Annotated in this window: 20 protein-coding genes; 8 read left to right on the top strand and 12 right to left on the bottom strand. The window is 49.7% G+C overall.

What is annotated here, in order from left to right; genetic code table 11:
- Nucleotides 1–16: 16 nt before the first annotated feature.
- Genes B5X72_RS18490 through dnaN form a run of 3 tightly spaced genes read right to left on the bottom strand, consistent with a single transcriptional unit; the run spans nucleotide 17 to nucleotide 2,402 of the window.
- A complete protein-coding gene (locus B5X72_RS18490; RefSeq protein ID WP_079718415.1) occupies nucleotides 17–592 on the bottom strand; it encodes a CAP domain-containing protein in 576 nt (191 codons plus the stop codon).
- 30 nt (nucleotides 593–622) lie between these two features.
- Nucleotides 623–1,273, bottom strand: a complete 651-nt coding sequence (locus B5X72_RS18485; RefSeq protein ID WP_079718414.1) for a DedA family protein — start codon at nucleotides 1,271–1,273, stop codon at nucleotides 623–625.
- Between the two features lie 4 nt (nucleotides 1,274–1,277).
- Nucleotides 1,278–2,402 (bottom strand): DNA polymerase III subunit beta, encoded by a 1,125-nt coding sequence (gene dnaN / locus B5X72_RS18480; RefSeq protein ID WP_079718413.1) that lies wholly within the window; start codon nucleotides 2,400–2,402, stop codon nucleotides 1,278–1,280.
- 127 nt (nucleotides 2,403–2,529) lie between these two features.
- Between dnaN and B5X72_RS18475 the strand changes: the two genes are divergently transcribed.
- The 3 genes from B5X72_RS18475 to ybeY are packed head-to-tail and all read left to right on the top strand — an operon-like array spanning nucleotide 2,530 to nucleotide 3,661.
- Nucleotides 2,530–2,730: a hypothetical protein gene (locus B5X72_RS18475; RefSeq protein WP_079718412.1), complete on the top strand. Its 201-nt coding sequence runs from the start codon at nucleotides 2,530–2,532 to the stop codon at nucleotides 2,728–2,730.
- Between the two features lie 51 nt (nucleotides 2,731–2,781).
- Nucleotides 2,782–3,201 (top strand): Holliday junction resolvase RuvX, encoded by a 420-nt coding sequence (ruvX, locus tag B5X72_RS18470; protein WP_079718411.1) that lies wholly within the window; start codon nucleotides 2,782–2,784, stop codon nucleotides 3,199–3,201.
- A gap of 34 nt (nucleotides 3,202–3,235) precedes the next feature.
- Nucleotides 3,236–3,661 (top strand): rRNA maturation RNase YbeY, encoded by a 426-nt coding sequence (gene ybeY / locus B5X72_RS18465; RefSeq protein ID WP_079718410.1) that lies wholly within the window; start codon nucleotides 3,236–3,238, stop codon nucleotides 3,659–3,661.
- 280 nt (nucleotides 3,662–3,941) lie between these two features.
- Here the strand turns inward: ybeY and B5X72_RS18460 are convergent, their stop codons facing one another.
- The gene (locus B5X72_RS18460) at nucleotides 3,942–4,367 is read right to left on the bottom strand and encodes a nucleoside-diphosphate kinase (RefSeq protein WP_079718409.1); all 426 of its coding nucleotides are present in this window, start codon (nucleotides 4,365–4,367) and stop codon (nucleotides 3,942–3,944) included.
- Nucleotides 4,368–4,518: 151 nt separating this feature from the next.
- On the opposite strand from B5X72_RS18460, the gene B5X72_RS18455 reads away from it, so the two are divergent.
- The 3 genes from B5X72_RS18455 (at nucleotide 4,519) to B5X72_RS18445 (ending at nucleotide 7,775) form a co-directional block, all read left to right on the top strand.
- Nucleotides 4,519–5,367: a 4-hydroxy-3-methylbut-2-enyl diphosphate reductase gene (locus tag B5X72_RS18455; RefSeq protein ID WP_079718408.1), complete on the top strand. Its 849-nt coding sequence runs from the start codon at nucleotides 4,519–4,521 to the stop codon at nucleotides 5,365–5,367.
- A gap of 71 nt (nucleotides 5,368–5,438) precedes the next feature.
- Nucleotides 5,439–6,500 (top strand): ferrochelatase, encoded by a 1,062-nt coding sequence (gene hemH / locus B5X72_RS18450; RefSeq protein ID WP_079718407.1) that lies wholly within the window; start codon nucleotides 5,439–5,441, stop codon nucleotides 6,498–6,500.
- On the top strand, nucleotides 6,501–7,775 hold the full coding sequence (locus B5X72_RS18445; RefSeq protein WP_079718406.1) for a metallophosphoesterase: 1,275 nt from the start codon (nucleotides 6,501–6,503) through the stop codon (nucleotides 7,773–7,775).
- Between the two features lie 10 nt (nucleotides 7,776–7,785).
- Here the strand turns inward: B5X72_RS18445 and B5X72_RS18440 are convergent, their stop codons facing one another.
- Nucleotides 7,786–8,952, bottom strand: a complete 1,167-nt coding sequence (locus tag B5X72_RS18440; protein ID WP_079718405.1) for an FG-GAP and VCBS repeat-containing protein — start codon at nucleotides 8,950–8,952, stop codon at nucleotides 7,786–7,788.
- 179 nt (nucleotides 8,953–9,131) lie between these two features.
- Here B5X72_RS18440 and B5X72_RS18435 point away from each other — a divergent pair, with 179 nt between their 5' ends.
- Both B5X72_RS18435 and B5X72_RS18430 read left to right on the top strand, forming a co-directional pair.
- Nucleotides 9,132–9,917 (top strand): carboxylesterase family protein, encoded by a 786-nt coding sequence (locus tag B5X72_RS18435; protein WP_079718404.1) that lies wholly within the window; start codon nucleotides 9,132–9,134, stop codon nucleotides 9,915–9,917.
- 57 nt (nucleotides 9,918–9,974) lie between these two features.
- Nucleotides 9,975–11,222, top strand: coding sequence for an ABC transporter permease (locus B5X72_RS18430; RefSeq protein WP_079718403.1), 1,248 nt, complete (start codon nucleotides 9,975–9,977; stop codon nucleotides 11,220–11,222).
- A gap of 130 nt (nucleotides 11,223–11,352) precedes the next feature.
- Here the strand turns inward: B5X72_RS18430 and B5X72_RS18425 are convergent, their stop codons facing one another.
- From B5X72_RS18425 to B5X72_RS18395, 7 genes are all read right to left on the bottom strand, one after another.
- Nucleotides 11,353–12,720, bottom strand: a complete 1,368-nt coding sequence (locus B5X72_RS18425; RefSeq protein WP_079718402.1) for a Gfo/Idh/MocA family protein — start codon at nucleotides 12,718–12,720, stop codon at nucleotides 11,353–11,355.
- Between the two features lie 67 nt (nucleotides 12,721–12,787).
- The gene (locus B5X72_RS18420; RefSeq protein ID WP_217698165.1) at nucleotides 12,788–14,626 is read right to left on the bottom strand and encodes a gamma-glutamyltransferase family protein; all 1,839 of its coding nucleotides are present in this window, start codon (nucleotides 14,624–14,626) and stop codon (nucleotides 12,788–12,790) included.
- Nucleotides 14,627–14,928: 302 nt separating this feature from the next.
- Nucleotides 14,929–17,739 carry an excinuclease ABC subunit UvrA gene (gene uvrA, locus B5X72_RS18415; protein WP_079718400.1) on the bottom strand — a complete coding sequence of 937 codons (2,811 nt, stop codon included), beginning with the start codon at nucleotides 17,737–17,739 and terminating at the stop codon, nucleotides 14,929–14,931.
- A gap of 209 nt (nucleotides 17,740–17,948) precedes the next feature.
- Nucleotides 17,949–19,283 (bottom strand): DUF5125 domain-containing protein, encoded by a 1,335-nt coding sequence (locus B5X72_RS18410; protein WP_079718399.1) that lies wholly within the window; start codon nucleotides 19,281–19,283, stop codon nucleotides 17,949–17,951.
- Between the two features lie 11 nt (nucleotides 19,284–19,294).
- Nucleotides 19,295–20,800, bottom strand: a complete 1,506-nt coding sequence (locus B5X72_RS18405; protein ID WP_079718398.1) for a glycoside hydrolase family 30 protein — start codon at nucleotides 20,798–20,800, stop codon at nucleotides 19,295–19,297.
- Nucleotides 20,801–20,818: 18 nt separating this feature from the next.
- The gene (locus tag B5X72_RS18400; RefSeq protein ID WP_079718397.1) at nucleotides 20,819–22,342 is read right to left on the bottom strand and encodes a RagB/SusD family nutrient uptake outer membrane protein; all 1,524 of its coding nucleotides are present in this window, start codon (nucleotides 22,340–22,342) and stop codon (nucleotides 20,819–20,821) included.
- A 13-nt stretch (nucleotides 22,343–22,355) separates the two neighbouring features.
- Nucleotides 22,356–25,346 (bottom strand): SusC/RagA family TonB-linked outer membrane protein, encoded by a 2,991-nt coding sequence (locus B5X72_RS18395; RefSeq protein ID WP_079718396.1) that lies wholly within the window; start codon nucleotides 25,344–25,346, stop codon nucleotides 22,356–22,358.
- Nucleotides 25,347–25,484 lie beyond the last annotated feature (138 nt).

Raw genomic sequence — 25,484 nt, 5'->3', positions numbered from 1 at the left:
AGCTTTTGGGCTGTTGCTACCAATCGTGCTTGGCAATGATGATGCACAGGTATGATTGGTAGGTGCTGCCTGAGGGTACGCGCACGAAACCGATACCGATGTCCTGGAGGGACGCATTCCACTCATCCGTGCCCAGCAGATGGGCGCGATGCCGGAAGCCCGGCGAGTTTTTGCCGATGATCATGGCTTTTATCCCGTCAATAGCCGTGGCGTGGTTGGCGCCGATGGACTCAAAGTTGTTGGCGTCTTTTCGCTTCAGCCAATCGGTGTTCAGTGAATAACCTGCACGGTGTATATGATGGTTGGGGCCGTATCCATCGGGATCGGTATGGTCAAAATAGTCACGCCGAGCCATATCCATGGCGCGGGCTTCGGCCACCTGGGCAAGGGTCTGATTCCATCGCAGGGGGGTGCTGCTTACCGATGCCAGTGCATGGCGACCGAATTCACGCCGGAAAGCCTCGGGATGCTGCCGGATTTCGTTGAGCAGTGCGAAAGCCTGCCTCGCCTCCTGTCGATCGATAACCGGGCGGACTTTTGTGTTGAAACAGGAAAACAACGTGAAAATACCGAAAAATAGGACTGATTTCATTACGGGTGTTTACCAAACTGCAGGCAATGATTATGCCGTTTTCCCGGTTTTTCTTCCCCGGAAGATTTCGATGATCGGGGGGAGCAGGGAGAGTATAATAATGGCAAAGATGACGTACGTAAAGTTGTCTTTAATGACGGGTAGCCCGCCGAAAAAGTATCCGAGAAACAAAAAGGACGCAACCCACAGGATCGCCCCAATGACGTTGTAGGAAGCGAAGCGCCCGTAGCTCATCGTGCCGATACCGGCAACGAACGGCGCAAACGTACGGATAATCGGAATGAAGCGTGCGTAGATGATGGTTTTGCCGCCATGCTTAATGTAAAAGTGCTGGGTTTTTTCAAGGTATTCTTTTTTCAGTAGCTTGTACCGGCCGCTGAACGCTTTGGGACCCACATACTTGCCGATGTGGTAATTGACCATGTCACCCAAAATTCCTGCCACAATGAGCAGCATGCACATCAGCACGATGTTGAGATCTGTTTCTGGCTTGGCGATGATAGCACCGGCGGCGAAGAGCAGGCTGTCGCCGGGAAGAAACGGTGTGACGACCAATCCTGTTTCAGCGAAAATAATGAGAAACAAAATGAGGTAGGTCCACGTCTTGTAATCATTGACTATCTCAACCAAATGCTGGTCGATGTGAAGGATAAAATCAATAAGGGACGTGATCAGATCCAAGGGATTAACCTAAATTGTTCAACATGACGGGCATAACCAACATCAGGATATCTTCGCTTTCATCCGACATGGCAGGGATCAGCAGCCCCGCGCGATTAGGCGTGCTCATTTCAATGACAACTTCTTCGCTGTCCAGGTTGTTGAGCATTTCGACGAGGAACTTCGCATTAAAGCCGATTTCCATGTCTTCGCCCTCAAACTGGCAACTCAGCCGTTCATGCGCTTCGTTGGAGAAATCAAGGTCTTCTGCCGAAATGTTCAATTCGCTGCCCGAGATCTTGAGCCTCACCTGATGGGTGGTCTTATTGGCAAAGATGACTACCCGGCGTAACGAATTGAGGAACGTGTGGCGATCAAGCGTCAGCTTATTGGGGTTTACCCGCGGAATGACTGCTTCATAGTCAGGATAACGTTCGTCTATCAGGCGGCAGATCAAGTGGATGCTGCCAAACTTGAAAAAGGCGTTGGTACTGTTGTACTCCACGGAGACGCTGATGTCTTCGGTAGGCAGCGATGACTTTAATAGGGAGAGCGCCTTTTTCGGTAGAATCAACGAGGTGGGCTTGGCCGACGTGATATCTGTACGGCGGTAACGGACCAGCTTGTGGGCGTCCGTGGCTACAAAAGTGACCGACTGCTCGGCCAATTGCACCAATACCCCCGACATTGCCGGCCGCAACTCATCGTTGCTCACCGCAAAGATGGTCTTATTGATGGCCTCGGCCAACACCGACGCCGGTATATTGACGGAAGAGGCATTGTCTACAACCGGGATTTTTGGAAAATCGTCTGCGTTTTCGCCGCTGAGCTTGTATTTGCCGTCGCCGGCACTGATTTCAATGGCTAACGTCTGCGTATCTACGGAGAACGCCACCGGTTGATCCGGCAGGGTTTTTAGTGTTTCAATCAATATTTTGGACGGCATGGCAACACGGCCTTCTTCCTTGGCTTCAATGGGAAGGGAAGTGACCATGCTGGTCTGCAGATCCGTAGCGGATATAGTAAGTACATTGTCTTTAATTTCAAACAGGAAATTTTCCAAGATTGGAAGTACGGTACTGCTACTTGAGGCTCCGCTGATGGCCTGTAACTGTTTTAATAATATTGAAGTAGAAACAATAAATCTCATGTCCGAATAATATTACGTGCAATGATAAGGAAAAGATTTGGTATTCGGGAAATGAGATTGTGATTTGAATGCCCAAACAATCCCTATACAGTTTTGTTGACTATTTGAAGAACCAACGATTTTGTGTATGGAAACGAATAGTCATCGAACCGATAGCAAAGGGAACCTCCAGGCGGAGGATAACTATGCTGCACATCAGGAGGACCCTGCTCCGTCGCCTGAGGCTATTAAAGAGCCGAATGATCGACCGGCAAGCAAGACCATTTGGATAGCCGTGATTATCGCCATAACGATTATGGCTGTTATCTATTTCCTTTATATTTTCTAAAAGGTGCCCGATAGCAGGTAGTCACATGGATAAATAGCCTATCTTTGCGTGATGCGCATTATGGCTTTTGATTACGGGACAAAACGTGTGGGTATCGCGGTTACCGACCCGCTGCAGTTAATCGCGACAGCGCTGACGACCGTGCATGCAAAAGAAGTGGTGGCGTATGTGAAAGATTACCTGGAAAAAGAGGCGGTATCGTTGTTTGTAGTGGGGATGCCCAGACAAATGGATGGTAGCGACTCGGAATCTGCACAGCACGTCAAGGGCTTCATCCGATTGTTGAGAAGGACGTTTCCTGCCGTTGCCATTGAAACCATCGATGAGCGATTTACATCCAAAATGGCGTCGGCGAGTATTGCACAAAGCGGCCTTGGGAGGGAAAAGCGCCGTGACAAAGCGTTAATTGACAGCGTTGCCGCTGTACTCCTCCTTCAATCATACCTCGAAAAGCGGAGTTTTCAGCAATAACTTGCTACCTTTGGCACCTATAACAGGTTTTGCCATGGGACAGATCCTTTTTTTTTCTGAAGATACTACCTATCGACTTAAGCACAAGATCGCGTTGCGCATATGGATAAAGGATACGGCCGAATCCGAGGGATTCCGTGTGGGGGATATCAACGTGGTGATATGCAGTGATGCGTACCTGCTTGCTATTAACCGGCAATATCTTCAGCACGACACCTTCACGGATATCGTGACGTTTGACCATAGTGACCGCGAGGGGGTAATTGCCGGCGATGTGTTCATCAGTATTGACCGCATCCACGAAAACGCGACAAAATTTGGCGTGACAGAGCGGGATGAACTGCATCGTGTCATCATCCATGGAATCCTGCACCTCTGTGGCTACCGCGACAAAAAGAAAGCTGAAAAAACGCTGATGACGGCAAAGGAGGACTTCTACCTGGCGAGGCGGGCGTTTTAGCGCATGGGGCGAACCCCCAGCGTCCGCTATACCTCCTGCCATCCGGGTTGGTAAACGCTGCGAATGCCTTTATGGGCTCACATCAAAGTGCCTTCCGGTCATGTATTAAGCCAAATAAATTTTGTCAGATGCCCCTGTCGTAGATGGCGCGGAAGATTAGGTGATGATAAAAGCAGAATGCTTTGGAAGACGGCTTAACGGATCTTAAAAAATCCGTTAAGCCGAAATCAATGTGTGATATTGCCAATTGGCTGCCGCTTTGTGATTATAGCCCCGGGCCTTAAAATCGTTCGAACTGAGAAAAAAAGAAATTGCCTTCAATTTCTGCGTTTTCATCGGAATCTGAGCCATGGATGGCGTTTGCTTCGATCGATTTCGCGTATTTATTGCGGATGGTCCCCGGTTCGGCCTTTGCAGGGTCGGTAGCACCGATCAGCTTGCGGAATTCTTCGACAGCATTCTCCTTTTCGAGGATAGCCGCGATAATCGGACCGGAGGTCATGAATTCGACCAGCTCGCCAAAAAACGGACGCTCTTTATGTACCGCGTAGAATGCGCCGGCATTTTCCTCACTTAACCGGATGTATTTCATCGCCACGATTTTAAACCCCCCGGCAATGATATCGTTCAAAATAGCTCCGGCGTGGCCATTGCGCACCGCATCGGGCTTAATCATGGTGAATGTTTTATTAGTTGTCGTTGCCATTAAGAAAATTTTTGCAAAGGTAGGCAAACTTGGGTTTCCGTGCAAATGGCAAACCTGCTATCGAGTTGCCCAAAAAGCTATTTGGATTGCGGCGTGGTCGATTTGTGCTGCAACTTTTTGCTATGAAATTTTATATTTACCTTTGCAGGGTATGGGCTATAATTTACAGGTAACCATCGACAAGGACTCTGGATTTTGTTTCGGCGTGGTCTATGCTATTGACATGGCGGAAGACATACTCGAGCAGGATGGCTACCTCTATTGTTTGGGCGATATTGTCCACAACGATGAGGAAGTGGCCCGTCTCAAAGCAAAAGGGCTCCGCATCATTGGTCACGATAGCTTACCGGAGTTGAAAAACGAGAAAGTACTTATTCGCGCGCATGGTGAGGCACCGGAGACCTATCGGATAGCCCTCGAAAACAACATTACCCTCATTGATGCATCGTGCCCTGTAGTGCTCAAACTGCAAAACCGGGTAAAGGCTTCTTACGACCAGCAAGAGAAAATCCTCATCTATGGAAAGCATGGCCATGCGGAGGTCATTGGGCTGCAGGGGCAGACAAACGGCGATGCGATTGTCTTTCAGGATATCGCTGAATTGGACAATGTGGAATTGCCCGACAGTTTTACGTTGTACAGCCAAACGACGAAAAGCACTGATAAGTTTTACGCCATCAAGGAGGAACTGCTTAACAGGGGATACCAGGTGAACGCTAACGATACGATATGCAGGCAAGTATCCAACCGATATGATGATTTGGGAGACTTTGCCAGGAAGTACGATAAAGTGGTGTTTGTTTCGGGCAAGAAATCGTCAAACGGACGCGTACTGTACGAGGTCTGCCTTAAAAGCAATCCGAATAGTTATTTTGTCTCTGATCCGGCAGAACTCAATCCCGCCATGTTTAATGCTGGTGATACGGTGGGCGTTTGCGGCGCCACCTCAACGCCGATGTGGCTGATGGAACAGGTGAAAGGGGTGCTGGAGACTTATTAGCTAAGTCATCTAAGCATCAAATTATCACCGCCTTACCAGCCAAAACCGATAATTCCGTAACTTTGTAACCGATGAGCAAACCGAAAAAGGGAATTTTATTGGTTAATCTCGGCACGCCGGATAGTCCGTCTGTGCCGGACGTGAAGCGGTATCTTACGGAGTTTTTGATGGACGGGCGGGTCATTGATATCCCTGCTTGGCGACGGTCTTGGTTGGTGAAGGGTATTATCGTTCCTTTCCGGGCCCCCAATTCGGCTAAGCTCTATAAAGAGATTTGGGATGATGACACCGGATCGCCGCTGTTGTATTACAGTATGCGGCAACAGCAACTACTGCAGGAGCGCCTGGGTGATGAGTACTATGTGGAGCTAGCCATGCGGTATCAAAACCCTTCGATAGCATCGGCCTTGGAGCGGTTGAAGCAGATGAAGGTAGACAGTATCCGGATTATCCCACTGTTTCCGCAGTACGCATCAGCGACTACCGGCTCGGTGATAGAGAAAATAACCGACGAAATACGCAATTGGGCGACTTTTCCGGCGATATCCATCGTTAATCAATTTTTTGACCATGAAGGCATGATAGATGTCTTTGCGGAAAACGCGCAGCGGTATCGCCCAGAAACGTACGACCATTACCTGTTTAGTTATCATGGGTTGCCTGTGAGGCAGCTCCTCCATGTAGACGGCACCGGCACGCACCGATGCGACGAGGCAAAATGCCGGGAGCAGATAACGGAAGATAACAAGTTTTGCTATGTGGCACAATGCTATGCAACAACGCGGCTGATAGCGAAACGGCTCAACCTGAATGCCGAGGCTTATACCGTCTGTTTCCAATCCAGGCTTGGTAAAACACCTTGGATACAGCCTTATACCAGCGACGTGCTGAAGGATGTGGCGGCGAGAGGGAAAAAGCGGCTGCTGGTCTTTTGCCCCGCATTTGTATCGGATTGTCTGGAGACGGTATATGAGGTTGGCACAGAATATGCAACTGAGTTTAAGGAATTGGGAGGAGAGATGGTGCAACTGGTAGAAAGCCTCAATGACCATCCCAAATGGATTGCAGTACTCGAAAAGCTGGTTTATAGCGACCTGCCAGAATGGCTGCAAAAAGAAAAGATGACTGTTTAGATGATTGTTTTTAATACGATAGTGCTGCTTTTGCTGGATTATTACATCTACAAAGCGCTACGGGCTACGCCGATTAGATGGGCAAAATCTCGCCTATTTCCGAGGCTGTGGTGGGGCTATAGCTTATTTCTAACGACCGCGATTTTCATCAGCATCTATCTCAGTATTCCGTTGATGGTCCGCTCCATCATATTGGTGATGTTTTTCCTCACCTTTATGTGTAAGTTTATTTTCATCTTGGTATTACTGGCTGATGATATCCGCCGCGGCGGGGTGTGGCTGAAGCGGCTCGTTATTCCAAAGAAAAAAACGGTAGTGCCAGCAGTGGAGCCGTCCGACCCATTGCCGGAAAGACCAGTAAAGGGGATTAGCCGTTCTGAATTTTTGACCAAAGCAGGTATTCTGGTAGCCTCCGTGCCGCTCGCGCCAATGGGCTGGGGCGTGATATCGGGAGCTTACGATTATAAGGTCCGCCGCCAGAAGCTTTATCTGCCAAACCTGCCGAAAGAATTCCACGGAATAAAAATCGGCCAACTGTCTGATATTCACTCGGGTAGTTTTTACAACAAGACGGCGGTACAAGGGGGAGTGGAGATGTTGCTCGCGGAGAAGCCGGACGTTATTTTCTTCACGGGGGATTTGGTCAACCATCTTGCCAATGAAATGCGGGATTATCAGGATATTTTCTCGAAGGTACAGGCTCCTTTGGGTGTCTATTCTACACTGGGCAACCATGATTATGGGGATTACCACTACGGCCCTGAGCCGTCCGCCGCAAAAGCGAAAAACCTGCAAGACCTGAAAGAGACGCATAAGGTGATGGGCTGGGATCTTTTGCTCAATGAACATCGCAAGCTGCGGGTCGATAATGAGGAACTCGGCATCATTGGGGTGGAAAACTGGGGCACAGGCAGGTTTCCGAAGCACGGCCGCCTCGGTGAGGCCTTAAAAGGTACGGATGAGCTTCCGGTAAAGCTGCTTCTTTCGCATGATCCGTCGCACTGGCGTGCAGAAGTGCTATCGAGACCTGACGTGGATGTCATGTTTGCGGGCCACACACACGGGATGCAGTTTGGTGTGCGCGCCGGCAATTTTAAATGGAGCCCGGCGCAGTACATTTATAAAGAGTGGGCAGGCTTATACAAACAAGGGCACCAGCAGCTATATGTAAATACCGGATTCGGCTTCCTCGGCTATCCCGGCCGGGTCGGCATCTTGCCCGAAATCACGATTTTTGAATTGATAAAGGGCGAGCAACCGTCACGGCGCGCATAGTTGCCGAAAATCATTCGCTCCGGTTCCAATAAATCTTCAAGTTGTGCGTAGACCGGCCCGACGCGATGAGGTCTAATTTGCCATCGCCATCCAGATCGGCTACCGCGAGGTCTTCACAAGCCATATCGCCAATGTCTATGGCCTTGACGGTCCAGGCTTCCCATAACGCATTGAAGGGAATGTATAACTTGATGCCTAAATGGCCTGCATCGTTGGGATTCCGCCATCCGGCGATGACTTGATCCCTGCCTTGCCCGATAAGGTCAGCCACCACCAGACCGTGGCCCTCGCGGAGCTCATCGTCAAGTGTAATCCGCTCGGCCCGGTGTAATTTGGGTATCCCTTTGCGGGGGACATGCGCGACCAATACATGACCATGCAGGGGGCTGATACCCGCTAACATCGGTGTGCTTTCGTCAATGCGGCCCACCCGCACTTCGCTAAAACCATGGCCTTTGATGACCCATTTCCTGCCTCCGTGAGGCCGCCATTTGCCTTTGCTGTAGGAGAACGCTTTCACGCCTTCTTTGCCCCCGACATAAACGCATTCTTGCTCGCCATCGGGATGTATATCAAGGTTGTGCGTCAGGTGCATGGAATTGTCGATGATCCAATGCTGCCATTCCTGCCGTGGGTCTTCTGGTTTTTCATAGGCAATCACGTTTACACCTGCGCCTTCACCGTCTTTATTGCCCCTCCCATGGAGCGGCAATACAATGAGGTGGTACTTGCCTTCAGCGGCCTTGGCCCACCGCATGCGGTGCACAGTAGGCTCGTGATGAAGTTTTACCGGCGTCCACAGTTGGGTAGGGTCGTCGGGGCGAATCAGGTAATGCACGGCACCTGACTGCGCTGTATCGGATGTCTCCCCTGGGTTCCATTGAGCGCCAACGGCTACTTCCACTTTTCCATCGCCATCGATGTCCCGGGCGGCAATACAAACATTGTCATACTCGGTGAGGTTTTCAACCATCACGAATTTCTTCCAATCGCCATTGCGATACCATACAAACTGTTTCTTGTCTGCCAGCAGGATATCCGGTTTGCCATCGCCGTCCACATCGCCGATAGCAATACCATAGCCAATGGCTACTTGGTCATCGATCAATTGCTGTTCAAACGAAGGGTCTTGCGGAGTGGCATACAGCATCGCGAGTCCCAGTAGTAAATCCTTCATGTAAGTCTGGTTTTTCTGATCAACAATCTAACCACACACTTGTTTTTTAGCGAATATGGATGCGCCGTCTATCGCTCCGCGGACGGCTGACGAAGAAAGATATCGCGCTTTCTATTTGGCGAACGCAAATAAAGTAGTACTTTTATCGGTTAATGAAATTACTAAGACCTATTTTGACTATGAAACAAATCTCGCTCATTGTTTTAGCTTGTTTTTTTTCGAATGTGTCTGCCCATGCTCAGGATTTTGCGGCCTTTCAAGCCAAGCAATTGATTCACCGAGGTGATACATTGCCCTACCGGATATTATATCCGGATGGCTATGATCCTCAAAAGCAATATCCCGTATTGTTCTTCCTGCACGGTGCCGGTGAACGAGGAAACGACAATGCAAGTCAATTGACCCATGGCGCAGCCTTGTTTTTGAAGGATAGCGTGCGACAGGCCTTTCCGGCCATTGTGGTATTCCCGCAGTGTCCGACCGAATCGTTCTGGAGCAATGTAGACATCCAATCACAGGCTGATGGCCGGCGTGAATTTTCTTTCCGTACAGGCGGCAAGCCTTCGGAAGGCATGCGGCTGTTCCTAAGGCTGGTGAAACACACGTTGAGGAATGAAGCGGTAGACAAAAGCCGGATATACATTGGCGGATTATCCATGGGGGCAATGGGTACCTACGAAGCATTGCGGCGAAAACCGAGGCTGTTTGCTGCAGCGTTTGCGATTTGCGGGGGAGATAATACGTTCAATGTGAAAAAATACGCACATGTGCCATTATGGATATTCCATGGTGAGCAGGATGACGTGGTGCCCCCGACGCATTCTCACGCCATTGTTGCTGAACTAAAACGGATTGGTGCCAATCCGAAATATACGTTTTATCCGACGGCTAATCATAATAGCTGGGATGCCGCTTTTGCCGAACCGGAACTGCTTCCATGGCTGTTTAGCCATACAAAGATGTGAGTCTTGTGTAACATATGCCAGCCAAGAAACTCTAATTGCTTATAAAACTGTTTTGAGATGTCGGTCCAAATGTCCAATAGGGAGAATGTGAAGCTGTCATTGCAGGCGATCAGCAGCAATAAGCTACGTACGTTTTTGACGGCGCTGATTATCGCTATTGGGATTACGGCGCTGGTTGGTATTCTCACATCCATTGATGCTATCAAAAACTCACTGACCGATTCCTTCTCGGCTATGGGATCCAATTCGTTCAACATCCGTAATAGGGGGTTAAACGTGCAGATCGGGGGAAGTGGTACACGGCCGAAGCAATTCCCGCAGATCACTTATTATCAAGCCAAGGCGTTCAAGGATGCGTTCGATTATCCGGCGGTGGTTTCCTTGAGTACCTATGCCTCGACCGGCGCTATTGCCAAATATAAGAGCGAACAGACCAATCCCAACATCAATGTGCTTGGTGCAGACGAAAATTACTTGCAAACCGCGGGGTACAATTTATCGTTGGGCCGTAATTTTTCGCAACGTGAGGTCGAATACGGTAGCAACGTGGTCATCGTAGGGTCCGAAATCGTAAAGCGGCTGTTTAAAAGTAATGAGGAGCCACTCGATAAATTCATTACGATAGGTAATGCCCGTTATTCGATTATAGGGGTGCTGGAAGATAAGGGGTCAAGTGCGGGATTTGGCGGAGACAAGGCATGTATTATTCCCCTGCTAAAGGCGCGCGCGGTGATGGCTATGGGACGCCCGTCTTACACCATTACGGTGATGGCGACGAATCCCCAGCAGATTGAGGCTGCTATTGGCGAAGCAACAGCAACCTTTCGAAATGTCCGTGGATTACGGGTCGGCCAGGAGACGAATTTTGAAATCACTAAAAGTGATGCCGTGGCGCAAATACTAATTGAGAGCCTTACTTACGTCACACTCGGTGCCATTGTCATCGCGCTGATCACGTTGATTGGCGCTTCAATTGGTTTGATGAACATCATGCTTGTGTCTGTCACGGAACGTACGCGCGAAATCGGCATCCGTAAAGCTATCGGTGCCACGCCAAAAGTCATCCGTAGGCAGTTTCTTACCGAGGCGGTTGTGATTTGCCTCATGGGAGGCTTTGCGGGTATCTTTTTGGGGATCCTAATCGGAAACGTTCTTGCTGCGGTGATGGGGGCCAGCTTTATCATTCCCTGGAACTGGATCATCTTGGGAGTGGTGGTATGCGTGGGCGTAGGGATGATTTCAGGATATTACCCTGCCTCCAAGGCGTCAAGGCTCGACCCCGTGGAGGCATTGCGGTACGAATAATCTATTTCGGCGAGCAACCACCTCGGCCGATCGCTGCCAAATGGCTAACCGGATTGCGGTTTACGAGGTCTTTGCGGTATTTCATTTCCGAAGCCGAAGCCCATTGATTTTTTTCGGCCCACAGGGATAATTATATTTTGGGCTCCCACCCCGGTTCGTAGGTTCGGCTCCAGAGTTCTTGCGCTGCTGCATCGCCGATGATATGGCCATTTTCTGGGTTTATGCGCAAATCGCGTTTTAGGCGCCAAGCGATATTACTCAGCAACATGGCCACTGTGCTTTTATACCCCAGTTCGATGTCGCAGTTTGGGTGTCGGTCATTGCGGATGGCATCCAGGAAATCCGCCACATGCATGTTATCCATACTTAAACTTGGACTCGCGGTATTCCGGCCCTCCAAGGCACCTTTTTCTGCTTCGGATCGTTCTTCCTTGGTCAACTTGCCGCGAAGGTCATAGATTTTGTAGCCGTCCCATCCGGTTTCCAAGCTGCCGTTTTCGCCATAAAAAATGACTCCGCGGTCTAGCCCTTCCACTTTTCGACCATTACAACTGCGGCTTTCCCAGACAATCACGGCTTGGGGATACTCAAGCGTAACAACTTGGGTGTCCGGAGTTTCCCAATCGTCGTTGAAATGGTAACGGCCGCCAATGGAACTAATTCGTGAAGGAAACTCGACACCAAGACCCCACCGGGCGACGTCTACTTCGTGAGTGCCGTTGTTGAGGGCTTCTCCGGTGCCCCAATGCCAGAACCAGTGCCAGTCGTAATGAATCAGTCCCTTCTGATAAGGCATGCGCGGTGCAGGGCCCTGCCACAATTCATAATCCAGCCAGGAAGGGACGCGGCCGGGTTTTAAAAATGTGGCTTTGCGGGTGTTGGTGTACCACGTTTTTGCCATGTATACTTTTCCAATAGCTCCGTCGTGCAAGTGTTGAATGCCCTTTGTAAGCACAGGGGCTGAACGCCTTTGCGCCCCCATTTGTACCACCCGGTTGTATTTCCGAGCGGCCGCGACAGCCATTTCACCTTCGGCGGGATTGTGTGCCATAGGCTTTTCAACGTATACGTGCTTCCCCGCTTGGCAGCCCATAATGGTGAGCGGAGCATGCCAATGGTCGGGCGTTGCCGTATAGATGGCATCGATATGTTTATCTTCGAGTACCCGGCGAAGGTCTTTTTCGGCCTTCGGTACAACAGTTTGGCCTGCCTCGGCCACACGTCTGATTGCCTTGCGAATGGCTCGTTCATCGACGTCGCAGACACAGGACACTTCTGCATTTTTATGGCGAGCGAAGGTGCCGCTCATGCTGCTTCCCCTACTGTTTACACCGATAGTGGCCACATGTATCCGTTCATTGGCGCCGATAATGTTGCGGTAGCTTTTAGCTGAAAAACCCATCACAGGATTGCTGGCCAGAATGTTGTTTCCCAACGAGAGTGCAGCGGTGCCGACGCCAAGCTTTTTGAGGAAAGCTCTTCTTGAATTGCTGTTCATGATATTGTTATTAGCGTTTAATACCAATACGGGCACGGCTATCAGCGCACCAGCATGGATAGGAAATCTACCAACCTATTCCATAATCCTCGCCGTTGTTGCTGCTGCCGCCCCATAGTGAGCCATGAGCCTCATCGATAAAGATGGCATTGATGGGACCGCTGGTGCGGTTGCCCTGCCGAACGGTATAGCCCATGGCTTTCAGCCTGTCTGCGACTTCTCGGTCGGTGGAATTGCTCAGTAAGATGCTTCCCGGACGGGGCATGCGATCTTTGAACAGGGTGCCGCCCAGCGAAAGCCACAGCTGGTTGCTATTGATGTTGGCTGCTTCCGTCGCTTGCTGCACCGTCATGTCGAATTCCACCATGTTGAGAAAAAACTGCAGGAGGTTCTGTTCTTGCGTATCTCCCCCCTGCACGGCGAAAGCGAGGTAGGGGCGGCCTTCCTTCAGAGCCATCGATGGTGTCAGCGTCACCCGTGGGCGTTTGCCGGGAGCAACAACGTTGAACGGGTCGATGATGGAGTCAAGCACGAAGCTTTGCATTCGTTGGCTCATCCCAATGCCGGTGCGGCCAGCGATGCAAGCCGGTAGCCATCCTCCGCTCGGTGTGATCGAAACGACCCACCCTTCTGCATCTGCCGCTTCTACGCTAGTTGTGCCCCGGAGCAGCCGATCATTGTAAAGGCTATCTGCACTTGCCGTCGTCGCATAATCAAATTCCAGAGCCCCATTCAATGCGCTGATGGCATCGTGTTTGGGCACGAAGTTTTCCAGTTCGCCGAGACCGGAAGTGTCAGCCAAGAGCTTTTGGCGCTGGGCCAGCAGCGATTTGAATGGATTGGTCGTGCCCTCATAAACGTAAGGATCGCCCGGTTGCGGATTGGGATCATTGCGATCGGGGTTGATCAGTTTGGCGCGTTCTTGCGCATATGCCTTGCTCAACAAGCCCTTAATGGGGGGGCGGGGAGTAAAATAGGGATCACCATAATAAAAATCGCGATCGGCAAATGCCAGATTCATGGTTTGGTATAGGGTATGGATGTATTCAGCCGAATTGTAGCCCATGGCTTTCAAATCGAAGTTTTCAAGGATATTCAAAGCCTGCAAAAGTGCCGGTCCCTGTGTCCATTCCTGCAGCTTGTATACATCAATACCTTTGTAGGAAGTCATTAACGGCTCCTCTTCGATGGGCTTCCAATTGGCGAGATCGTCCATGGTGAAAAGCCCGCCTTGTTCTTGGTTTCCGCGTACGATTTCTTCCGCGATATCGCCTTTATAAAAGCGGTCATATGCGGCCATGATTGCTTCTTCGCGAGACTTGCCCTGTTTTAGGGCTTCTTGCTCGGCGTCCACCATCTTCTGGAGGGTGGCCAACAGATCTTTTTGCACGAAGATTTCGCCGGGCTCCGGAGCTTCCCGTTCCTCGCCGAGGTGAGGCAGGAAGACGGCCTTGCTATATGGCCACTGCTTGATGCGTTCTTTGCCCCGCTCTATGCTGTTGGCTGTTTGCGCATCAATAGGGTACCCGGCAGCCATGTCCATTGCCGGCGCTAAGATGTCTTTGAGGCTTAATTTGCCGTATTCAGCCAGCATATAGCACAGGCCACCAGGCGTTCCGGGAGTAACAGCGGCTAAGGGACCGTATTCTGGCGGGAAATTGTATCCTTTTCCTTTGAAAAACTCCGGTGTCGCGCCGGTCGGGGCAACGCCCAGGGCATTGATGGCAATAACTTTTCCGGTATTCGGGTTGTAAATAAGTGCCTGTGTCTCGCCACCCCAACTCAATACATCCCACATGGTGCAGGTGGCTGCCAGCATTGCACAGGCGGCATCCACGGCATTGCCGCCCCGCTCGAAAATGAGCGCTCCTGCAGTAGCAGCCAAGGGCTTGCCAGTAATGGCCATCCAGTGTTTGCCGTGGAGAGGAGGTTTTTGAGTGGGTTGGGCTATGATTGTGCTAAAAAACAAAAAGCTTAGCATTGTGGACAGTAGGCAACGTTTCATTCTTTTATAAAATACTTGGTTAAATAACAATATGCTACAAACAATTGTGCAAAGCATGCACTCAAGTCCTAAAGGTAGGGTTTATCCCCTGAAAATGGCAAGAAGGGATTGTAAATAGTTGGTTAGGTAGCACGTGGCGGTCAAGAAACGCTTGATACCCGTTTTGTTTTGACCAATTTGGTCAAACAAAACGGAAAATTTTATCAAGTAAGGCTTCCTAAGTAATTACTCAGAAAATGGGCAGTATGGGTGTTGGCATTTTTTACCATTTCTTCCGGAGTCCCTTCGAAAACAAGCTCTCCGCCTCTTTCGCCACCTTCGGGGCCGATATCAATCACCCAGTCGGCGCTTTTGATCATGTCCATGTTGTGCTCGATGACGAGGATACTGTTGCCTTGTGCTATGAGCGCATCAAATGATTTCAATAGCTTTTTGATATCGTGGAAGTGTAAGCCGGTTGTGGGTTCGTCAAAGATGAACAGCGTATTTTTGCTGTTATTGCCCTTGATGAGGAAAGACGCCAGTTTGATACGTTGGGCTTCGCCACCAGACAGTGTGCTTGATGATTGGCCTAACTTTACATATCCGAGGCCTACATCGGCCAGCGGCTGGAGCTTAGCCAGAATTTTGGACTGACCGGAAAAGAACTCAAGCGCTTCATCCACACTGAGGTCTAAAACATCAGACACGTTTTTTTCCTTCCAAGTGACGTCTAATACATGCTGCTTAAAGCGCTTACCACCGCAGGCCTCACAGGTGAGTACGATATCCGCCATGAACTGCATTTCGATTTTGACCTCACCTTCACCTTGGCACACATCGCATCGCCCCCCCTCCACATTGAAGGAGAAAGCCGCAGGCTTGAGTCCAGCAGCTTTGGCGGCGGATTGCGCGCTGTATAATGTGCGTATTTCGTCCCACGCTTTGACGTATGTCACCGGGTTGGACCGCGATGAGCGGCCGATTGGGTTCTGGTCAACCAGCTCGACATGTTCGAGTCGCTGGATGTCGCCGTCGATGCCATCATACAGGCCGGTTTGCTCGCCTGCGTAGTTGCCAAGCGCCTTTTGTAATGCTGGATATAAAATACGCTTCACCAAAGAGGTCTTACCTGAGCCGGACACGCCTGTCACGACGGTAAATACATTCAAAGGGAAGCTTACATCAATTCCTTTCAGGTTGTTTTCACGCGCGCCTTTGACCAATATGGCATCGTGCCACTTGCGGCGGCTTGTTGGTACGGGAATACGTTCCTTTCCGCTGAGGTACTTGCCGGTCAGGCTTTGCGGGTCATTTAGGATTTCGCCATAAGTGCCGTTAAATATGAGGCGGCCACCATTCACTCCAGCTTCGGGCCCTATGTCAATCAGGTAGTCTGCGGCCTGCATCATCTCTTGCTCATGCTCCACGACCAACACGGTATTGCCCACGTTGCGTAATGACTTAAGTACGCCGATAAGGCGCTGTGTATCCCGGGGATGCAAGCCGATACTTGGCTCGTCAAGTACATATACCGAACCGACCAACGAGCTGCCGAGCGATGTAGCTAAATTAATGCGCTGGGACTCGCCACCTGATAAGGTGTTGGACAAGCGATTCAATGTCAGGTAGCTCAACCCTACGTCTGTGAGGAACTGGAGCCGATTGCAGATTTCGGTAAGCAGGCGTTGTGCGATTTTCGTTTCACCCTCCGACAAATCCAGATTTTGAAAGAAAGCCAGCGCAGCGTCCAACGGCATTAACACGACATCGGAAATGGACTTCCCATTTATTTTAACATACGCCGCATCCTTGCGTAGACGTGTCCCTTTGCATTCGGGGCAATTGGTTTTTCCGCGATAGCGGGATAACATGACCCGGTATTGAATTTTGTAAGTTTGTTCTTCAAGTTCTTCGAAAAAGCGATTCAACCCGTCAAAATAGTGGTTGCCGGTCCATAATAACTCCTTCTGAGCATCGGTAAGATCGCGATACGCCCTATGGATAGGGAAATCAAATTTTATGGAATTGCGAACAAGTTGCTGGAGCCATTGACCCATCTTTTCGCCACGCCAAGGAGCGATGGCGCCATCGTATACCGAGCGACTCTTGTCTGGGATGACTAAATCCGGATCGATGCCGACGATGCGACCGTAGCCTTCGCAGCGTTTGCACGCGCCGTAAGGGTTGTTGAAGCTGAAAAAATTGGGCGATGGCTCTTCAAACGTCATGCCATCTAACTCAAAGCGGTCTGAAAATGTATGGATCTTGCCGTTTTCGTCAATGTAGCAATCTCCTTTGCCCTCGAAAAATGCTGTCTGCACCGAATCTGCAATGCGGCTGGCGGTGTCTTCCTCCCCATCTACCGCGATGCGGTCAATCACGATGGATAAATCTCCAACTATGGCCGTTTGGTTTTCGATGGCGGTATCTTCCAGCAAGGACTCTATTTTTTGTATCTTCTCTTTGTATACTACCCGTACAAAACCTTTTTGCAAGAGGATGGCCAACTCTTCTTTAAGCTTGCGATTATTGCTGGGATGCAGAGGAGCAGTCACGGTAGCTATGGTGCCTTGGGGCAATGCGGTAACAAAGTTGGTCACCGACGTTACGGTATCCTTCTTTACTTCTCTGCCGGATATGGGGGAATATGTCTTGCCGATACGAGCATAGAGTAATTTCAAATAATCGTAGATTTCCGTGGAAGTGCCTACCGTAGAGCGTGGATTGCTGGTGATGACCCGCTGTTCGATAGCAATGGCCGGCGCGATGCCTTTAATGTAGTCAACCTCGGGCTTACTCATGCGCCCCATAAATTGCCGGGCGTAAGACGAAAGGCTCTCTACATAGCGGCGTTGGCCTTCAGCATAAAGCGTGTCAAAGGCAAGCGAGGACTTGCCGGACCCGGACATGCCTGTAATAACCACAAGCTTGTTTTTCGGAATGGCCACATCCACGTTTTTAAGGTTGTGTACGCGTGCACCTTTAATGATAATATGTGTTTTGGGATCAAGCGTTGCTATTGCTGTATTCATTCGTGCATGATTGCATTTACGGCCTCATGAACCCCGCCCTTTCATCGCCTTCTGAGTCTGCGATGTCACAGCAGGGTTCATGTGGATAACCACTCCGTAGGCTGGCCTATGCGGAGGCATACAAAAGTACGGATAATTTTTTTAGTATCAACAACCCCTTGTTAATGCTTTTGCATAACAAGGGGTTGTAAGGGGGGAAGAAGGGGGGACTACTTCTTTTCGACGGTTAAAACGCCGTTGTCGTTGCCTCCGGTAAGGTCTAGCGTGAAGACATAAGTGGCACCGGTTTCTAATGTTTGTCCTTCGGTAATGCCGAGATTGCCCGGATCCCGGCCGTTGCTCCCGTCACCCACGAAGATAAGATCGCTGGTGGTGCTGAGGGCTGCATTGGTAAATTCGCCGCCCCAACCCTTTTGATGGAAAAATTTAAAATTGATATCGCTCGCCGAGACGGTGGTACCAGCAACCACGGTGATTTGATAAATCTTATCTGCCACCGGGGCCATGCAAAGCGCTTTCTCAGTAGTCCAACCGACAGCATTTGTCGCTATTGAGGGTTTTCCGATGCCTTCGCCGATGACCCACACTGCGCCGGATCCATCAGCTTGTAATGTTGATAAGTTTGTGCCGGTCAGTGCTTCTACGATGAAGTACTCATGATTGAAGTCTGCCGATATTCGATAATTGCCGCTCTTCGCTTGAAATAGAAGGTTACCCGAGGCGTCGCGTGTAAAGAAATCCGGATCGAACCACCACGCATCTAAGTCGTCAAAACCATCAATTACCACTTGCTCTTCACGATTCAAAGCAAGATCGACCCGATACATGTTATCGTCCACCCGATCCATTACTGTTTGGTTAATGGCGTATGCGATGATGAACGGAGAGGCTTCATAGTTCAAGGTATTGAACATAATGGTATAGTCGCCCGAGAATGCATTGGAGAACGGAATATTATTGATACTGCCCTCCTTGATAGTATGCTCTTCCCAGCCAAACGTCAGCTCATTTCCGTTGTCGCCGTAAGCTGGTGTTTTGATGTATCCGTTTACCTTCGCCGGAAAGGTAGTAGCGGCGGCGTACGTATATAGGCCTGTGCGTTCCATACGATATTCGGTGTCTTCTGCAATCAATGTTAAATACGGGTAATCGGGACGTTCGACGGGCAATTCAAGGGTTTCTTCACGCGTCGTGAAGTTGATGTTTTGCAATACCAGCTTAAGGGTCGCCGTACCATTCGGTACATGAGCATAATAAGGGATATATATTTTGCCGGTGTAATCGCCCTCCGTTTTCGTACGGATGACCGTTTCAGATACTAGTTCATCACTGTAATACAAGTGTGCTTTCAACGTAGATAGCGGTATGCGCGCTTCATCTGAGACGCCCACAGTGAATTGAAGACTATCGCCGAAATAGGCAGAAGAGAATTCCGTTTTGATGTTTATAACGGGATTTCCCGGCGCTTTCTGCTCTTCCTTTTTGCAGGCGTTCATCGTGACTGCGCCGAAGAGAATTAAAAAAGTTATTAATGGTTTTCTCATAATTTTACGGTCTAATTCCAACGATAAGAGACTACTGATTTTGCCGGGATTTCATAACGGAAGTGGTTTGTGCCATCTGCGAATGTAATGCGCCTTGTTTCGTTTGTATTGTTGAGTAATACGACAGCATAGCTACCGTCAAGGTTTTCAAATGCTGCGTGCGTTACGCCAGCCGCGGAATAGCCACTGGTCCCGATACGGGTTGCCCCCGGTTTGACCACCGCTGAAAGGTGGCTGATGATGTAATAGTGTGAGTTTCTACGGATGGTTTTGTAATCGTTTTTATTGATATCTACTGCACCGAAGCAGGTCTGGCATCCGCCGTCGCGATTAGGACCGCGCTCGCTATCGAGCATCAGATTCCAAACGATGACGGCCTTGCACCAGTTATTTACCGTGCCGAGGGCAACTTCTTCCATGTCATCCATCAGGCGGGAGGGTAAGTTCTGACCGTCGTTCCATGTGCCGATGGATGTTTCTGTAAAAATTAACTCTTTATCGGGGCGTTGTTGGTGAATGTCAAGCAGCTCCTGGCGGTTACCCCCATAATTGTGATAAGCCGCGCCGGCCACAAAGGACGCCGCTACATCATCTTGATATATTTTGATGGGATAATCAACTTGATCGGCCATGTTGTCATAGTTATAGTTGTGGTCGAAGACATAGATTTTTGTTCCCAAACCTGCGGCCTGTAACTGTGGACCGAGTGCTTCTTTGATAAATGTTTGCTGCTCCTGCCAGCCCATGAATAGGGAAGCTGAGTTGCCCCGGTTGAGTGGCTCGTTTTGAGGCGTTACGGCGTAGATGGGAATTCCTTCTGCTTGTAGGGCTTGTATCCATTTGACGAAATACAGCCCATAGTCCTGATAGTAAGCAGGGTTGAGGTGGCCACTAGTCCATGAGTTGTGAGGTTGCCGGTCGACGAGGTTATTCACCTTCATCCAACGAGGGGGGGTCCATGGCGAACCGATGATTTTGATGGAAGGATTGATGGCCAGAATTTCCTTTAAGACAGGAATGACATAATCTCGCTCCTCGCTTTGCAATGCAAAATTTTCAATACCCGGATTGTCACAGAGCGAATACTCGCTGAGTGAAAAGTCTGAACAGCCAATGGCTATACGGATATAGCTATGTCCGTAACCGTCCGCTTCGGAGAATGTTTCCTTAAGGAATTTCGCCCGATCCTCGGCAGTCATTTGCATAAGGTTGTAGCTGGAAGAGCCAGTCACTGCCGCGCCAAACCCGTCCATTGTTTGATAACGCTGGGAGGGATTGAGTGTAATGGTTGTTGGTGACATGTTGGATGATGTGCTGAAATCCACAGCCTGTTTAGCTAAATCGTGAGATAGATTGGCTGTGGTTACATAAATCGTCACATCGCCCGTCACCTCAGGATTGTCCTCCTCATGAGGTTGGGGCGATTCATTGACTTTGTCCGAGCTGCACGCTGAAACCAGTATACAAAAAGCAAATAATGTGGTGAAAACACGTTTTAAGAAGGCTAATACTTGCATGGAAAATGTTTTATCGGATTAATAGCCGGGGTTTTGAACTAAATTGGGATTCTGATCCAGAACAGCCTGTGGGATAGGCATGCGATAGGAGTTTTCACTAAATGGATAGACCTGTGGCCGTCTTCCTGAATCGTTGGCAAAAACGGCATTCATCACCTCTTCCACCTTGTTCAGTCGAACCAGGTCAAACCAACGTTGCCCTTCGAAAGCCAGCTCCAGGCGCCGTTCTTTCAAGAGCGCATCCAACATGGCTTCTTTGCTGGCACGCACGGAGCTGCTCAATCGTGGCAGACCACCGGCCCGCTGACGGATACGGTCTATAATATCGGCGGCGGCAGCCAAATCGGCCCCATCGCGCATAATGAGAGCCTCGGCCTTGAGCAGCAAGATGTCGGCGTATCGGTATTTGATGATGCTGCTGAACGCTGAACGGCATTTGTACATAAAGGGGTAATTGCTTGAAGGGTAATAATTGCTCCAGCTGGTTTCATAATATACAATGGATTCTCGGTAGCGTACTTCGTCGCCTTCATTTTGAAAGGTGCGGATAAGGTCGCGCGAAGGGGTTACCCATTTTGCCCAAGTAAAATTATTGTTCCAGTTGGTCAGGTCGCGGCCAAACATCCACGTTACCCAGTTGCCGCCGCCGGAGAAAAACTGTGCTTCTAGGATTGATTCTTGGGTATTACGCATTTTTGTATCCGTATTACTGGCATTCATGCCGAACAGGTCGCTGTAATCGCTTACAAGGTCAAAGCCATCGGCAGCCAGTTCGTCCGCATATTGGATGACTTTATTATAGTCTCGAATGGGTTTCTCGGCATATATTTTGGCCAGCAGTGCTTTAGCCACAGATTTAGAGAAGCGTGTTTTGTCCGACGGGTTATTGTCCGGAGCCGCACCTAATGCGTCCAATAAGTCCTGTTCAATTTGGCGATACGCCTCCTCCTCTGTAGCTTGAGAGGGAAAATAATCATCATATACTTCTCCGATGGTTTCCGATGTAATATCTTCTGCTTCGGTGGTGATGACGGGGATCGATCCCCAAAGACGGACCATATCAAAAAGAATCATTGCCCTGAAAATTTTGGCCTCGGCCTTATACCGTTCGCGCTCAGCTATGGTTAGCGATGCGTCCTGCACGCCGTCAATATTGACGATGAGACGGTTTGCTCGTGCAATATCCTCAAGATAGCGGTTCCAATCACGGTTGATGACGGAATTGGAACCCTCAATGGCATTGTTTTCAAAGGGCACCACTTCGGCGCCAGTCGTACCCGCGTAGGCGTTATCCGCATGAGCTTCTGCAATTAGCAACAAGTCCAGATACCAATGCTCTTGACGCTCCCTTAATTGGTTATAGAGTGTCACCAGATGACCTTCCACGGCCGCTTTGTCGCGAAAAACCACCTCATCGCCGCCCTCGGTGATGCCTTCTGTCACATCAGAATAGGTGTCTACCGGCTCGAAGATTAATGAGCAGGAGTTCATAAACAGCAGAACACTGCTCAACACTATTGGAAATATATATTTGGTATTCATTGGTCTATGGTTTTTAGAATTCAACATTAATCCCTACTACGAATGAACGGTTTTGAGGGTAGGTCCCCCAGTCGATGCCTTGCACTGCTCCACTGTTTCCCCATTGGTTTACTTCCGGGTCCATACCGGAGTAGTTGGTCCACGTGAGTAGGTTGGTTGCTGACACGTATGGTTGTAGGCGATTGATACCCCAGCGCGTCAGCAGGCTGCCCCTGATATTGTACGACAGGGCAACGTTTTTGACCCGTAAATAGCTGCCATCCTCTATGAAGTAAGTGGAGTTTCGGATGTCAAACCCTGCTTTGGGCACCTCGGTAATCTGGCCGGGTATACGCCAACGGTCGAGTACGCGGGTTGACTGGTTTTTGCCGTCATACATGCCTTCGGTTTCCATGCGCGAGGCGTTGTAAATATCATTGCCATAAGATCCTTGTAAGAAGATACTCAAGTTGAAATTTTTGTAGGAAAGCGTATTGGTAAGACCAAAGGTGAAATCTGGATTGGGATTACCGATGTAGGTGCGGTCTGAAGAGGAAAGTCGGCCGTCATTATTGAGGTCCCGATACATGAGCTCACCGGTCTCCGGGTCTACGCCGTCACTGATATAGCCGAAGAATCCACCCAGAGGCCTGCCAGGCTCATTGCGGACTACGGCTTCGTTAACCACTTCGCTGGTGGTGGCGGCACTATAGATTTGCTGTAGCTCAAGGCTTTCTAGCTTATTGCGGTTGAAGGATATATTGAAGTCTGTATCCCAGCGGAATTCGCCTTCGCGGAAGTTCTGACTGTTGACCGTGATTTCAACCCCACGGTTGGTCATCACTCCTTCATTGCGAACAATTGAATTAGCCGCTGCCGCACCTGCGGGCAGCGACACAAACATCAACATATCCGTGGTGCGTTTATAGTAATAATCAAGGTTGACGGTCAGCCGATTCCGGAGCGCCATAAAGTCAAGACCGATATTGGTTTGCGTAGTGGTTTCCCAGGTCAAGTCAGGCGTACGTAGGTTGGCTTGAGAGATAGCGGGCAAAGCATTTTCCTGGCCCTCAACGAACCACTCGATGCGGTTGATGGTATAGCGTTGCAGGTAGGCATAGTCGCCAATGCCTGATTGGTTACCCGTTTGTCCCCATCCCCCGCGGATTTTTAGATCATCCAACCAGGTTACGTTTTCCATAAATGGCTCAGCGGACAGGCGCCATGCCGCAGATACCGATGGAAATACCCCCCAACGGTGGTCGGGATGTAGCTTGGACGACCCGTCTGCGCGGAGGTTAGCGGTGACGAGGTAGCGGCTATCAAAATTATACGATGCTCGGCCGAAATAGGACATGATTCCCCATTCCGAACCACCCGAACCAGTACCATTCCAAGCGATCTTATTTGCTGCATTCAATGTTGGAATTAGATCATTACGGTAGTGCGATCCGCTGATCCAATTGTTGGTATATTCAGATTGCGTCCACGACGTACCGCCCATCGCTTCAACGTTATGTCGGTCAATGCTTCTGGCATACGTTAAGATATTATCCCAGGTCAGCACCGTATTCATATTGCGGTTGTCTGATCCCTCACCATATTGGTTGCGACCCCAAGCTGTAGAAACGGGATCAAGAAAAGCGGTACTCACTGCATTGCGACGGTCTACCGTGAATGATGATTTAAGCTGCAACTCCGGTGTAAACAGTAGCGTGGCGTGTCCTGAAGCGAGCAATCGGTTTTCGCGGGCCTTATTGTTTTTGCTGCGCGCCATGTTTTCCAATGGGCTAGTGATGTTGCCTATCCCGTAGAAGTTGTTGTAATATTGGGCGGGGTTTTCAGGATTCCAGATCGGTGCATAAGTAGGTGTGTTGATCACTGATAGTACGACGCCCCCCCGATTGGCACCGGTGCCAGATATAATACCATTGTTGTTGTAATCGGAATACGATACGTTGGCACTGATATTCAACCAATCACGTACTTGGTTATCAATGTTGGCGCGGAAGTTATAACGTTTATAAAATGCGGTGGCTAATACGCCCTTTTCGTCTAGGTACCCACCTGAAAGGAAGTATTTCAGCTTTTCCGTGCCGTCGGAGATGGACATTTGATAATTTTGGATATGCCCGGTGTTATATGCTTCGTCGAACCAGTTGGTTTGGTCGGTGAGTCCTTCCGGCAGGTTTATCAGGCCGATTTCGTTTTGTAGCTCACGGTATTGTTCAGTGTTTAGCGGCTCGATTTTATTCGTTACCCGGTTTTGTGTTGCCTGTGCACTTAAAGAAATTTTTGCGCCACCCTCAGCTCCTCTTTTGGTCGTGATGAGGACTACGCCATTGGCTGCTCGCGACCCATATATTGCCGCTGAAGATGCATCTTTTAAAATCTGCATGTCAGCGATGTCCTGCGGAGAGAGAAAGTTGATGTTGTCTACGGGTACGCCGTCTACGACGTAGAGGGGGTCGTTACTGCCGTTAAACGACGTCGTCCCCCGGATACGGATGGATGTTTCGCCTCCCGGTGCGCCATTAGGCTGGATAACTGATACACCGGCTGCCCTGCCTTGTATTGCCTGTGCCGCTGATACGATGGGCCGCTCGTTGAGGTCATCCATCGATACACTTGAGATGGCGGTTGTGACATCTTTCCGTTTCACCGAGCCGTAACCTATGACGACCACATCTTCCAGCATGTTCAACGACGGGCTTAATTGGACGTTCATTGGGTTGTCGGTTGCAGGTAGTTCTAATGGGTCATAGCCGATAAATGAAATAGCAACGATCGCTCCTTCCGGTACGTTGTTTAATACAAATTGTCCATTGTCATCTGTTGTAGTGCCATTGGATGCCCCCTTTTGGGACACTGATACCCCAAACATCGGCTCCCCATTGCTGGCGTCAGTCACCGTTCCTGTAACGCGCAGATTGATCTGGGCAAGACTTGGCGAAGCATTGAACCAGGTAAATAGTAGAAAGATAGGGAAAATACCCCTTTTTAGTTGGATAAAGAAAAATTCCATATCGTTGATTTTAATACAGGTTAAATTGGGTTTTTAATTGGCTATCCCAACCATGGCATAAGCGACCATCACTTATGTCTGACAAAATTAGAAACACGCAATGGCAGAAATCTATACTACCGCAGAAGTGAAGCGAAA

It is taken from the genome of Parapedobacter luteus (assembly GCF_900168055.1).
GTDB classification, from domain to species: domain Bacteria; phylum Bacteroidota; class Bacteroidia; order Sphingobacteriales; family Sphingobacteriaceae; genus Parapedobacter; species Parapedobacter luteus.
Note: the sequence above shows the minus strand (reverse complement) of the source record. Positions and strands in the feature narration are given on the sequence as shown.